The 12,495-nt window shown below is 60.6% G+C and carries 15 protein-coding genes; 6 read left to right on the top strand and 9 right to left on the bottom strand.

Annotation, left to right across the window (positions count from 1 at the left end; genetic code table 11):
- Window positions 1-72: 72 nt before the first annotated feature.
- The 5 genes from AAE029_RS09175 to AAE029_RS09195 form a co-directional block, all read right to left on the bottom strand.
- Complete coding sequence (locus tag AAE029_RS09175; protein WP_371072524.1) at window positions 73-1,767, bottom strand: ABC transporter ATP-binding protein/permease; 1,695 nt, start codon at window positions 1,765-1,767, stop codon at window positions 73-75.
- A gap of 60 nt (window positions 1,768-1,827) precedes the next feature.
- Entirely contained in the window at window positions 1,828-3,015 is a 1,188-nt protein-coding gene (locus tag AAE029_RS09180) for an acetate/propionate family kinase (protein WP_371072844.1), read from the bottom strand.
- A gap of 274 nt (window positions 3,016-3,289) precedes the next feature.
- On the bottom strand, window positions 3,290-3,946 hold the full coding sequence (locus tag AAE029_RS09185; RefSeq protein ID WP_371072525.1) for a helix-turn-helix domain-containing protein: 657 nt from the start codon (window positions 3,944-3,946) through the stop codon (window positions 3,290-3,292).
- A 194-nt stretch (window positions 3,947-4,140) separates the two neighbouring features.
- Complete coding sequence (fixJ, locus tag AAE029_RS09190; protein ID WP_371072526.1) at window positions 4,141-4,764, bottom strand: response regulator FixJ; 624 nt, start codon at window positions 4,762-4,764, stop codon at window positions 4,141-4,143.
- Window positions 4,751-6,250 (bottom strand): PAS domain S-box protein, encoded by a 1,500-nt coding sequence (locus AAE029_RS09195; RefSeq protein WP_371072527.1) that lies wholly within the window; start codon window positions 6,248-6,250, stop codon window positions 4,751-4,753. Before AAE029_RS09195 ends, fixJ begins: the two co-directional genes overlap by 14 nt.
- Window positions 6,251-6,738: 488 nt before the next feature.
- Between AAE029_RS09195 and AAE029_RS09200 the strand changes: the two genes are divergently transcribed.
- Window positions 6,739-6,945: a hypothetical protein gene (locus AAE029_RS09200; RefSeq protein ID WP_371072528.1), complete on the top strand. Its 207-nt coding sequence runs from the start codon at window positions 6,739-6,741 to the stop codon at window positions 6,943-6,945.
- A 6-nt stretch (window positions 6,946-6,951) separates the two neighbouring features.
- On the opposite strand, the gene AAE029_RS09205 is transcribed toward AAE029_RS09200, so the two are convergent.
- Window positions 6,952-7,119: a hypothetical protein gene (locus AAE029_RS09205; protein ID WP_371072529.1), complete on the bottom strand. Its 168-nt coding sequence runs from the start codon at window positions 7,117-7,119 to the stop codon at window positions 6,952-6,954.
- Between the two features lie 90 nt (window positions 7,120-7,209).
- Between AAE029_RS09205 and AAE029_RS09210 the strand changes: the two genes are divergently transcribed.
- From AAE029_RS09210 to AAE029_RS09230, 5 genes are all read left to right on the top strand, one after another.
- Window positions 7,210-7,557 (top strand): DUF3302 domain-containing protein, encoded by a 348-nt coding sequence (locus AAE029_RS09210; protein ID WP_371072530.1) that lies wholly within the window; start codon window positions 7,210-7,212, stop codon window positions 7,555-7,557.
- Complete coding sequence (locus AAE029_RS09215) at window positions 7,557-8,714, top strand: HlyD family secretion protein (RefSeq protein WP_371072531.1); 1,158 nt, start codon at window positions 7,557-7,559, stop codon at window positions 8,712-8,714. The genes AAE029_RS09210 and AAE029_RS09215 overlap by 1 nt, the downstream gene beginning before the upstream one ends.
- A gap of 33 nt (window positions 8,715-8,747) precedes the next feature.
- The gene (locus AAE029_RS09220; RefSeq protein WP_371072532.1) at window positions 8,748-8,951 is read left to right on the top strand and encodes a hypothetical protein; all 204 of its coding nucleotides are present in this window, start codon (window positions 8,748-8,750) and stop codon (window positions 8,949-8,951) included.
- Window positions 8,932-9,771, top strand: a complete 840-nt coding sequence (ppk2, locus tag AAE029_RS09225) for a polyphosphate kinase 2 (protein WP_371072533.1) — start codon at window positions 8,932-8,934, stop codon at window positions 9,769-9,771. Before AAE029_RS09220 ends, ppk2 begins: the two co-directional genes overlap by 20 nt.
- Window positions 9,772-9,939: 168 nt before the next feature.
- Window positions 9,940-10,410, top strand: coding sequence for a hypothetical protein (locus AAE029_RS09230; RefSeq protein ID WP_371072845.1), 471 nt, complete (start codon window positions 9,940-9,942; stop codon window positions 10,408-10,410).
- 234 nt (window positions 10,411-10,644) lie between these two features.
- Here the strand turns inward: AAE029_RS09230 and minE are convergent, their stop codons facing one another.
- From minE to minC, 3 genes are read right to left on the bottom strand one after another with little or no spacing between them, the layout of a single operon-like run.
- Complete coding sequence (gene minE / locus AAE029_RS09235; RefSeq protein WP_371072534.1) at window positions 10,645-10,905, bottom strand: cell division topological specificity factor MinE; 261 nt, start codon at window positions 10,903-10,905, stop codon at window positions 10,645-10,647.
- The gene (gene minD, locus AAE029_RS09240) at window positions 10,902-11,717 is read right to left on the bottom strand and encodes a septum site-determining protein MinD (RefSeq protein ID WP_371072535.1); all 816 of its coding nucleotides are present in this window, start codon (window positions 11,715-11,717) and stop codon (window positions 10,902-10,904) included. The genes minE and minD overlap by 4 nt, the downstream gene beginning before the upstream one ends.
- A gap of 28 nt (window positions 11,718-11,745) precedes the next feature.
- Entirely contained in the window at window positions 11,746-12,492 is a 747-nt protein-coding gene (gene minC, locus AAE029_RS09245; protein WP_371072536.1) for a septum site-determining protein MinC, read from the bottom strand.
- Between the last annotated feature and the right edge of the window lie 3 nt (window positions 12,493-12,495).

Below are 12,495 nucleotides of genomic sequence, written 5' to 3' on the forward strand. Positions count from 1 at the left end.
GCTCCTCCGTGTTGTCCTTTCAATTAGAAAATGCGCATATACATATTGCAAAGCTACGACAGGTCGCTGGATCTACGGCTCGGGCTGGTTCGCAGTCCACGTCCATGCTCCCTGTTCGCCAAAGTCCAGCACGGCGTCGTAAAAGCGACGAGCTTCATCCGCCTCCGCCATATTGACGCAACCGACCGAATTCTCTGAAAGCATCGACAGCAGCTTTCGGACCTTGTCGGAACCGAGCGTCGGCCCCAGATGATCCAGAAAAACAAGCCGCGGTTTGGCGAGCAGTATGTCGATAAAGGCGAGCAGTTGCTGTTCCCGCAGCGATAGCGATGTCCCCCAGTCCTGCTCCACGTCCAATCCACCCGCCCGCTTCGCCAGATATTCGAGTTCGAGTTCCCGTAGCAGCTGAAAAATGCTGTCATCCGGCATCTCGCCACGATATGCGGTACGGGTGAGAATCTGGCGCAAACTGCCTCGCGGCATGTAGGGCCGCTGGGCAAGAAAGAGAAGCTCGTCTGCATACGGGCGGAGAATGCGCCCCGCTCCCTCACTTCGGACGCCGGCGGTGGCTCTGAGCAGGGCTACTCCCGCTGACGGGTCCGATCCCGTGAGCAGAACACGCGTCCCGTCAGGGATCGATATTGACAAGTCCTTGATCAGGACCTTCCCGTCCGCCGGAGAGAGGAGAGTGAGGCTATCGTAGGCGAGAGGGCCTCCCCTCTCGACGAGCTCGACGGCAGAGCCCCTGGTCGATTTCGACTGCTCAATCGCTCGCAACAGGGAACTAAGCCGTGCGACCACTGCAGCGAAAGTCGACAGCGACTGAAACTGCGTGACGATCAGCGAGAACGCACCGACGAGCAGCGTGAAGGCTACGGCCGATTGGGTAATCACGCCGAAATCGATCTCTCCTTTGATGAAAGCCGGAGCAATGATCAATGCCGGAATGATCTGGATCATCCAGTTGTAGCCGGTGGTGAAAAAACCGACATTGCGATTGATGGATGTGATCCGGCGGAAGTTGCTCACCAGGTCGTCAACCCGGAGAATCAGCCGATCCGTCAGTCGCCTTTCGTCGCGCGCCAGCAGGATGGCTTCGGCGTTTTCCCGAACCTGAATGAGGTCGGAACGGAAGTTGGCCTCCTTGTCCAGCTGATCATAGTTCAGCTGGATCAGCGGCCGGCCAAGCGTGATCGTCAGGTAGGAACCGCAGGCGGCATAGAGGACGGCCACGCCGAACAGCAACGGACTGATCGTCCAGAGTACGCCCGAAAAAGCGAGGATCGTGAGGCTGCTGTTGAGCACCATGATGAGAAAGGAAAGCGTCGTGACCGTGAAGGCGCGAACGTCGTCGGCGATCCTCTGATCAGGGTTGGCGAGTTGTCCCGACCTATCGAGATGATAATAGGTCGCATCGGCGAGGTACAACTTGACCGCCCTGCGGGTCAGGAACTCGCGCCATAGAAGCGCCAGTCTTTCTTCGGCGAACCGTGCCATGACGCCGACAACCGTCAAGGCAGCGAAGACACCGACATAAAAAAACGCCTGCCGGAGGAATTCCGGCATGTCGCGATTTGCGATCGACGTCATGAAGTTTCGCCCGACATAGCTGTTGACGACATTCAGGCCGTTGATGCCGCACAGGAGTGCGACCAGTCCGGCAAACATCAATCTTGCTTTCCAGCCCACCTCTGATGTCATGAAGTGCCCGACCGCCTGTACAAAGCGCAACGCCGTCGTCCTGAACGGTACCTTTTGCGTGTCCATGTCAACCCCTATGGCAAACTCGACCGGCCTGAGCTCGAAGAACCATGCCGTGCGATCGCTTCACAGGCCGCTGCAGGAAGCAATCACGTCCAGCGCGTGCCGTGCGATCATCAATTCCTCATCCGTCGGAACGACGAACAATGGGATGCTGCTTTCCCCGCTCGATATCCGAAGCGCCCCTGCCTCGTTGGCCACTGGATCCAGCCGGGCTCCTAGCCAGGCGAGCCTCTCGACGATACGTGCCCGCACCACGGCGGAATTTTCGCCGATGCCCGCCGTGAAGACGAAGGCGTCGAGTCCGCCAAGCGCGGCAGCAAACTCGCCCGCATAGAGACCGACCCGATGGACGAAATAGTCGATCGCAAACGCGGCCCTCGGATGAGCGCTCTCCAGAAGCTCGCGCATGTCGTTGCTGATGCCCGACAATCCGATCAGGCCGCATTCGCGATAGAGCAGATCCCGTACCTGCGTCCCCGTCATCCCCTTCTCTGAGAGAAGATACAGGATGACGCCGGGATCGATCTGGCCGCAACGCGTTCCCATCGGCAGCCCATCAAGCGTCGTGAACCCGAATGTGCTTTCCACGCTGCGCCCGTGCTGGATGGCGCACATGGAGGCTCCGCTTCCAAGATGCGCGACGATCAGCCTCCCGCCCGCAATGTCGGGTGCGACCTCGCTTAAATGCTGGGAGACATATTCGTAGGACAACCCATGGAACCCGTATCTCCGTACGCCCTCGGCGTGAAGGTGCTCCGGGATCGCATAACGATCGGCAAGGGCGGAATGGCTGCGATGGAAGGCCGTGTCGAAGCAGGCGACTTGCGGCAGCTCTGGACGCCTGTCGCGCAGTATGCGGATCGGAGCGATGTTATGGGGCTGGTGGAGAGGCGCCAATGGTATGAATTGTTCGAGGCGGTGCAGCACGTCTTCATTGACGACCACCGGGCCGCTAAAGTCAGGGCCGCCATGGACGACGCGATGGGCGACCGCGGAAAGGCGGATTTTCTGCGTCTCGCGCAGCCATGCCTCGACATGGCGGATTGCCGCAGTCAGATCAGGAACCTCATCCGGCGCAAAGTCCTGTGTCACATTCAGATTCCCGGCGGCCCGAGCGCACAGCCGAGGCGTCACGCCAATGCCGTCCAGCTTGCCTCCGATGAGGGGCCGCAGGTTCCTCGAGTCCTCGATCCCGAAGATCTTGAACTTGAGGCTCGATGAGCCGGCGTTGACGGCGAGGATCGTTTCCATGGCGATAGACCGCTGTTTCCGCGCGCCGAACTGAAGCCGTGTATCCATCCCGCAGGACACCTGCCTCGCCCGGTCTGCCGGTCACCTTCCCCGGCGGCAGCTTTTTCCCGTGGTTCGGTTTTCTGTTCCCCTCGCGGACAGATCCGCAATTCGCGGCGCGCCAAGGGCGCAGGGCCGGCGACGCCGAAGGCACTATAGTGTGGTCTCCTTGTCGGTGCGTTGACCCAGATCAATATGAGGCGCGACTGGTGGGGAGAACGGACGCAAAATGCCGTTATGCGCAGAGCCTCTTCAATGCATCGCGCTGGAGCACTTCCACGCCTCGCAGGCCATGCAGCCGGATTATCCTCCGGTGCTTGAGTTTCGTCAGTGCCCGCGACACGGTCTCGACCGTGAGGCCGAGATAGTCGGCAATGTCCGTGCGCGACATCGGGAGCTCAAAATTGGCAAGTCCGCCGCGACGCGCCGACATTTCGACCAGGAAGGCGGCGATCCGCTCGACCGCACATTGCCGTCCAATCACCAGTTGATGTTCCTGCGCGCTGGCAAGGCTGTCGAGCGCAGCCGGCATGAGGCTTTGCAGGAATTCCTGAGGCTCATCGCGACCGAAGCTCTGTATGCCTGTGGCGCCGATCGCTTCGGCGGAAAACCGATAGGTGTTGCCATTCTGCAGGCCGAACCACTCTCCAGCCATGTGGAATGCCACGATAAGCCGTCGGCCGCTGCTCAGGATCCGGCACTCCCGAACGGCGCCGTATTCGACCCGATAGATCCGGGTCGCCCTTTCACCATCGATGTAGATGCTCTGCCCATCGGTCAATATGCTGATCGGAGCGTGCGCGCCGTCCCAAAAATCGAATGGATCGGCTGGAAAATTGCGGGCGCCGAGGCGATGTGAAGCGGTCGGTGATAGTGACGTCAGCCCGTGCATGATTGCCCCCTCTCCCAACGCCTCGCATGATCGGACGAAAATTTATCGGAGGATATTCGGGACTTCCTCTACGGGTATCTACGTAGACATCTGGATCACGACGATTTTGGCTCGATCAGGCCAAAAATCATAGACGTGATCGGTTCCAATATGTCGGAGCGGGATTCGGGCGGAAAACCGCATACACGTTTTCCTCAGCCAGCTCTGGTATCGAGCCCGGCGGCGAGCGTCATACGGACGAGTTCCGGCAGGCTGTGTGCCCCCATCTTCGCCATGACATTGGCGCGGTGAACTTCGACGGTGCGTGGGCTGATGGCGAGGTTGTAGGCGATGACCTTGTTCTGCTGGCCTTCGACAACGCGATACAGGACCTCTTTTTCGCGATCGGTCAGCAGCGCCATGTTCGATTGGATCGATGCGACATCCTCGCGAGCTTCGCCGCCGGCCAGCCCTTCGGCCGCAGACCGGATCGCCCCGATGAGAACCTCATCGGCGAAAGGCTTCTCGATAAAGTCGACAGCGCCGGCCTTCATTGCTCTGACGGCCATCGGAACGTCGCCGTGGCCGGTGACGACGATCGATGGGATCACGACCGGGATCTCCCTGAGGCGCTGCAGCAGTTCCACGCCGTCCATTTCAGGCATTCTCAGATCCGTAACGAGACAGCAATTCTTCAGGCCGGACGCGATCGCCAGGAACTGAGCTCCCGATTCGTGGACGCGAACGGTAAAGCCGACCGTGGTCAGCAGGAAGGTCAGCGACTTTCTGATCGATTCCTCGTCATCGACTATATGGACCACGCAATCAGTGGCTTGCATTGGAGGCATGCTCCCTGGCCGCGGGAAGCGAGAAGCGGAAGGTGGCGCCGCCCTTGTCGTTTCGCCGCGCCGTTATCCTGCCTCCATGGGCTTCCACTATACGTTTCGAAATGGACAGGCCTATCCCCATTCCTCCCGCCTTCGTCGTGACGAAAGGGCTGAACAGCTTCGCCTCTATCTCGTCCGGAATCCCCGGCCCCGTGTCGGAAACTTCCACGACAATATCTCCATCGGGAGCAAGGGCCGTGCTGACGAGAAGCTCGCGCGTCTCGCTTGCCTGCATGGCCTCGGTGGCGTTGCGCATCAGATTGGTCAGGACCTGCTGGATCTGGATGTGATCGACAAGGACCTTCTCGGCACCCGGTCCGAAGCGGTAGATCGTCTGCACGCCGCGCTCGCGCGAGCCGACGAGCGCGAGCGCGCCCGCATCCTGCACAAGCTTGCGGATATCCTCGGGTGTTCGCTCGGTTTCCCCGCGGACAACGAATTCCCGCAGATTCCTTATGATTTCGCCGGCGCGCAGGGAATGGCGGGTAATTTCGCCGATCGCCTCGCGCGCCTGCGTCGCCGGGGCGCCATCCATACCATGCAGCAGACGGCTGCAACCCTGCGCATAGTTGGCGATCGTCGATAGCGGCTGGTTGAGTTCGTGGGCGAGCGTCGAGACCATCTCGCCGAGTTCATTGAGGCGTGCCAGGCGGGCAAGTTCCGCCTGTATTTCGCGAAGCCGGGCGGCAGACTCCTCGCGTTCGGTTAGGTCCCGGACGAAGCCGGTGAAATAGGTCTTGCCCTCAACCACCATTTTGCCGACGACGAGCTTCATGGGAAAGGTGGTGCCGTCGTTGCGCTGTCCAACGACGACCCGGTCGAGGCCAATGATGTGCTTTTCCCCTGTCCGCAGATAGCGTGCGATATAGCCGTCATGCGCCTCCTGGTAGGGTGAGGGCATCAGCATGCTGACGTTCCTGCCGATCACTTCGCCCTCGCGATAGCCGAATTGCCGCACCGCAGCGGCATTGAAGGATATGACCACTCCCTGCTGATCGATCCCAATTGTCGGATCCGGGATCGTATCCAGCATGACCTTTATTTGCGCCACGCGACGATCCAGCGCCCGCTGGGTCTGGTCGATGACGCGCCAGGCGTTGTGGAGCGCAGCGCCCATCCATACGATCGCGAGGCCGACTACCCCGAAGATGAATCCGTCCAGCACCGTCAGGAGCGGGATTGCCGTCAGACTGGCCAGCAGGATCACGCCGGCAATCGACAGGGCAATGGTCAGCAATCCCGGCAGCCAGCCGCCGATACTGGCAGCCGCCAGGACGGCGGGAAAGAAGAACGTGAATCGAAAATGCTCTTCCACAAGGTTGTGAAGCAGCAGCCGGGCGAGAAGGGCAATCAGGACGGCGGCAACGGCAACGGAATAGGCTTGCGCCCGGTCGAAGCGTCGCGCAAAGGTGGATTGCAGAAAACGCCCCTTGATCAACCCGTCGCCCCCGCGAGAATTGCCTAAGTGCTTATAAAGTATCTCATATGAGCGACAAAATACATAAAAAATCACGCAAGGTGCCGAGCACGGGATGAAGACCCGGAACGCTGCTTCGTCACTTTTGAGCGGATGGGATGATCGAAATCAATGAGCCCTTGCCCGACAATCTATAAACTCGGTCCCTGCAATGGGGGAAATGTCAGCGGTGTCAGGACTTTTGGCGGTGCCCGATCACGCAGCTCGAATCCGCGAGCATGTTGCCAAGACGGGTAACCGGCATCCGTGCCCGCCAGCCTCTTCACATCCCGTGAAGCCCGCACGTTCCCGCGAGACCTGCTCCATGGTTCCGTAGATCAGGACCGATTTGAGGAACCATGCAGCCATTCAAAGTGTTACAGCGACCTTTGTGTGTCTGAAAAGAAGCACGGCGCTGTAAACGCCTTACTTTTTGCACTCGCGATGAAAGGGTGTGGGGGGCGTAGCAGATGTGGCAGCCCATTTTCAGTGCGCCTTTCGATCGCGAAATCGAACTCGCGGTCATCGACGAAGAGGGAGAGCACCCCCTGGTCTTCCCCTGCCGGCGCGTGCGTCTGGGCTGGGTCGACTCGAAAACGCTAGAGCCGATCGAAGTGCATCCCACGCATTGGCGCGAATGGCAGAACAGAAGCGAGGCTTCCTCGTCGCCCATTTGATTGCGCTCAATGACGCAGCCCCGATGAGCGTATAGCCTTATCGTTCGCAGTCGAGGCACGGGGAGCCGCGATCGGGTCGAACAGATTGCTGGCTTCCGGACCGCGGGCAAACAGGTTGGCATCAGCCAGATCATCGGGCGGTAATGGCTGCCAGGAGCGGATGATCTTCTGCACTGAATAATATCAGGCCTTTGGGAGCCGCAAGAGCATGGCCGCTTGATCTAAGGCTCGCGAACGCCATTGAGGGGAGATGGAGGAAAGGCCGTGTTTCTCGATTATTTTGCGCTCGGCGTTCTGCTCTTCGTCGTGCTGACGCTCTTCTACGGGATCATAGCGATCCACGATATTCCTCACCTGATCGCCAAGGCGCGCAACCATCCGCATCAGGATGCCATCCACATTGCAGGCTGGGTGAGCCTGTTCACGCTGCACGTCATCTGGCCCTTCCTGTTCATCTGGGCGACGCTCTATCGCGAGGATCGCGGCTGGGGCATGCGTCCGGACGGCGTGCTCAAATCGGAAATCGAAGCCAATGCCGAGATTGCCCGCCTCCAGGCCCGCATCACCGAGCTCGAGGGGCGGCAGCAACCGCTTGCGAGGGAGAAAGCCTGATGGATCTGCTCCTCATCCTGACCTATGCGGCAATCTGCGTGGCGGTCTTCAAGATCTTCAGGATCCCCATCAATCAATGGACGGTCTCGACGGCAGTGCTCGGCGGTATCTTCCTGATTGCAGGCCTTCTCCTGATCATGAGCTACAACCATCCGTATTCGGGCGACGGCCGCATCTATTTCACCTCCGCACCGGTCATTCCGACGGTCGGTGGTCAGGTCGTCGAAGTCTCGGTCACGCCCAATACGCCGCTGAAGAAGGGCGATGTACTATTCCGTATCGATCCGCGGCCTTACCAGTTCACTGTCGACCAGAAAAAGGCTGCTTTGGCTGAGGCCGAACAGTCGGTGCTGCAGCTCAAGGCCGCCCTCGACGCCGCCACGTCGGCAACCCAGGGTGCCGGTGCCTCGCGCGACCGGGCACAGCAGGCCTTCGACCGCGTCGTGCAGTCCAACGAGAACGCCAGGGCGAGCGGCAGACAGGCCGTGTATTCGGAACTCGAAGTCGACAACCGGCGCGGCATGTATCTGACGGCCGAGGCGGCGTTTGCCACGGCTCAGGCTCAGGAAACCCAGGCGAGGCTCGGCTACGAAGCGGAAATCGGAGGCGTCAATCCAACTGTCGCCCGCCTTCGCGCCGAACTCGGCAATGCGGAATACGAACTCGACCAGACGACCGTGCGGGCGCCGAGCGATGGTTATGTCACACAGGTCTTCCTGCGGCCGGGCATGATGGCCAACCCCCTGCCGCTGCGGCCCGTCATGGTCTTCATCAACAGCGAGGACCGGATGCTCGGCGCCGCCTTCATCCAGAACTCCCTGCAACGCGTGCGCGTCGGCGACGAGGCCGAGGTTTCCTTCAAGGCCATTCCCGGCAGGATTTTCAAGGCGAAGGTCGCAGGCATCATCGACGTCATGGCGCAGGGCCAGCTCCAGCCGTCCGGCGCACTGATCGACCCGCAATCGCCCGAGCGGCTCGCTCCGGGCCTGACGCTGGCCCAGATCGACATCGTCGATGATCTCTCCGGATACCAGCTGCCCGGCGGCGTCGTTGCCGATGTCGCTGTCTATACCGAGCACTGGCATCACGTCGCGATCCTGCGCAAGGTTCTGCTGCGCATGAGCGCATGGATGAATTACGTCTTCCTGGAGCACTGAAACCGATCGCGGCCGCAGCCCTCGGCCGCCATCATGCTCGGCATCGCGGAGTTGCATACTGAGGCAAAGCAATTGCTTGAACGCGCCGATGTCGTTGCGCGGGCTGGAGCGGCAAGGTTTTTCGATGATCTGGACGATGCGCTGCGCGCCTTTCGCGCCGAGGATATCGTGGCAGGGTCGACGCCGGTCGGCGTCTCGCAACGGGGAGGAGGCAAGCATGAACAAGAAGCAGGATAACGAGGTCGCCGAGCTGGAACCCGACAGCAAAAAGCTAGACAGCAAGAAGAACAAATCGGCAAAATACGACAAGGAGCTCGCCCGGCTGCAGGTCGAGCTGGCGCATCTGCAGGCCTGGGTGAGGAATTCGGGCGCCCGGATCGTCATCATCTTCGAGGGGCGTGACGCCGCCGGCAAGGGCGGGGTCATCAAACGGATCACGGAACGCGTGAGCCCGCGCGTTTTCCGGGTCGTCGCCCTGCCCGCACCGACGGAGCGGGAAAAGTCGCAGATGTACATGCAGCGCTACATCGCACATCTGCCCGCCGCCGGCGAGGTCGTGATCTTCGATCGCAGCTGGTACAATCGCCCCGGCGTCGAGAGGGTCATAGGCTACTGCACCGATAAGCAGGCCCGGCGCTTCCTTGAACTGGTGCCGCGCTTCGAAGCGGCAATCGTGGAAAGTGGTACCTTACTGCTGAAATATTTCCTGACCGTCAGCGAAGGGGAACAGGAGCGCCGCTTCCGCCGCCGGATCGACGATCCGCTGCGTCAATGGAAGCTCAGCCCGATGGACCTCGAATCCTACCGTCGCTGGTGGGATTATTCGCGCGCCTATGACGACATGCTCCGCATGAGTGACAGCAAGCACGCGCCCTGGTGGATCGTTCCATCGGACAACAAGAAGGCGGCGCGCATCAACTGCATCTCGCATATTCTGAGATCAATCCCCTACGAGAGGGTGAAGTTCGAGGAACCCCAACTCGGCAAGCGGCAAAAGCGCCCCGACGATTATGTGGTCGACAGCAGCGTACGCCACGTCGTTCCCAACGTGCTCTGAGTCTAGAGCGGTTCGCGGAAGCGTAGGACCGCTCTAATCTTTTGTTTTTACGCAATTCCGGACGGAAAACCGCTCCGCACTTTTCCTGGAATTGCTCTGGCTATCCCCAGCGCCACCCGCGGCGCCGGACACCGATGACCCGCCGTCGTTCCCATGGAGGACAAGATGATGAAAGAGACGCATAAGTCCACTACCCAGCCGCCGGTGCATAGCGCAGAGGAGTTGCGCAAACAGGCACTCGAGAAACGCCTCGCCGAGATGGAGCGCGAGAAGAACAAGAGAATGGCCTCGGGCGAGGATCTTGCGGAATTCACCGAAGACTTCTTCAGAAAGCATGTCGGCGATTCCGAGCGCGCCATGATCCGGCGCATGGTGATGAATGCGGTGGCCGACGGCAAGATGGAGGCGATGGTCTACAGCTTCCCCTCGAGCTTCTGCATCGATGGCGGCAGGGCCATCAACAATTTCGAGCCCGACTGGCCAAACACCCTGCAGGGAAAGGCAAAGGAAATCTACGACCTTTTCACGAAGGTCGCGGAGCCTGAGGGCTACAAGCTCAGAGCGATGGTCATCGACTTTCCCGGCGGCATCCCGGGAGATATCGGCTTCTTCCTGAACTGGGAGGCCTCCGGCACGTAATCGGCGTCGATCCCGATCTGTCCATGTTGACCTGGTGGCCGATGGGTCACGGGCGGCCCTCAAAGCGGTCATCAGGAAGGAGCTCGGCGGGGCAACACCTGCGCGGGCGGGGACTTTTTGCTTTACTTGAACATGCCCGGCGAATGGGTGCCGTCACCGTCAAGTTCTTGAGCGCCGGTTCGCCGATCCGTCAGGGCCAACCCGATGGGGCGGCCCCTCGGCATCACCTGTCCGTCACGCCGCCTGCATGCTGGCGTTCAGTGGGATTTCGACATCGATCTCGAGGATCGAAACGTGCTCGTCGTGATCCATTTTGACCTGCACCTTATCGGTGTCGACCTGTACGTGCTTGGCGATGACGGCCAGAATTTCTTCACGTAGCTGCAACACCAGATCCAGACCGTCCGTAGCGCGTTCATGGGCGAGCAGGACCTGCAGACGCTCGCGCGCCATAGGCGCCGACCGTTGCTTGCGAAAAAGTCCGAAAATGTTCATGCGGCCACCCTCCGTGCGAAGATCTTGCCGAAGATTCCCCGTTTCTCCGTGGGAATCGTGACTGCCAAAGTCTCCCCGGCGAGCCGGCGAGCGGCATCGAAATAGGCCATTGCCGGTGCGCTGCGGGCGTCGGCCAACGTGACCGGCGAGCCGATGTTGGAAGCGCGCAGAACATCGGAGCTTTCCGGGATGATGCCAAGGAGTGGGATGGAGAGGATTTCCAGGACATCATCGACCTTAAGCATGTCGCCGCGTTCGGCGCGCGTGGTGTCGTAGCGCGTCAGGAGCAGATGCTTTTCCATTCGCTCACCGCGCTCGGCCTTGAGCGTCTTGGAATCCACCAAACCGATGATGCGGTCTGAATCACGGACCGAGGAAACCTCCGGGTTGGTGACGACAACCGCCACATCCGCATGCCGCATGGCAAGAGTGGCGCCGCGCTCTATCCCGGCAGGGCTGTCGCATATAATCCAGTCGAAATGTTGCTTCAGCTCGTCGATGACCCGCTCGACGCCTTCAGGAGTGAGATTGTCCTTGTCGCGGGTCTGGGAGGCAGGCAGCAGGAACAGCGTCTCAAGCCTCTTGTCGCGGATCAGTGCCTGCGGGAGCTTGGCATCGCCCTGTATGACGTTGACCAGGTCGTAGACGACCCTTCGCTCGGCGCCCATGACCAGGTCGAGATTCCGCAAGCCAACGTCGAAATCGACGACGACGACTTTGCCTTTCTGCGCCAGAGCCGCTCCCAATGCGGCAGTCGAGGTCGTCTTGCCAACCCCGCCCTTGCCTGACGTGACGACGATTACCTTCCCCATCTTGCTCTCCTTCTTGGCCGGCTACGGCTCAGGTAAGTTTCTCTGCCATGATCGCATCGCCTTCGAGCCACAGCTGGACCGCTTGTCCGCGAAGGCCCGGCGGCATGTCTTCCGCCATTTTGTAGATGCCGTCGATTGCAAGCAGCTCGGCCTCGAGCTTGCGGCAAAAGATCCGGGCGGATGCGTTCCCGAGTGACCCCGCCATGGCACGGCCGCGCAACGTGCCATAGATATGGACCGAGCCTCCCGCGATGATCTCCGCGCCCGAGGCGACCGATCCGACAACCGTGACATCCCCTTCCGCAAAGATCACCGACTGTCCCGAACGCACGGGTTCCCTGATGATCAGGGATTGCAGTGCCGCGGGGCGGGTCTCTATGCGGACCTCCGGCGCCGGCGACCCGTTCTTGCTGTTGCGCGGCTCGACGACAGGCTCTGCCGGAGCACTCTCGAAATCGGCGACAGGCTTGCCGCCCTTGAGCACAGGCGGCATGCCGGGACCGGCGATCGATGGACGGCCGCCCTCGATCCCCATGATGCTCACGTTGCGCCCGGCAAGCGCTGCGATGAGGTCCTTCAACTGTGCGCGGTCGATCGGCAGATCTGTTACGTCGAGGACGACGGGTCGTCCCAGGAAGAAGCCCGCCGAGCGAGCGGCGAGATCATCAAGCCTGGCCAGCCAGTCATCGAATGGAAGATCTGGCGAAAGCACAACCGCAAGGAAAGAGCGGCCCTTTATACGGATCGAGCGAGCGTCTGTTAGCACTTTGGTCATCTA

The organism is Sinorhizobium sp. CB7, from assembly GCF_041357635.1.
GTDB lineage: Bacteria > Pseudomonadota > Alphaproteobacteria > Rhizobiales > Rhizobiaceae > Rhizobium.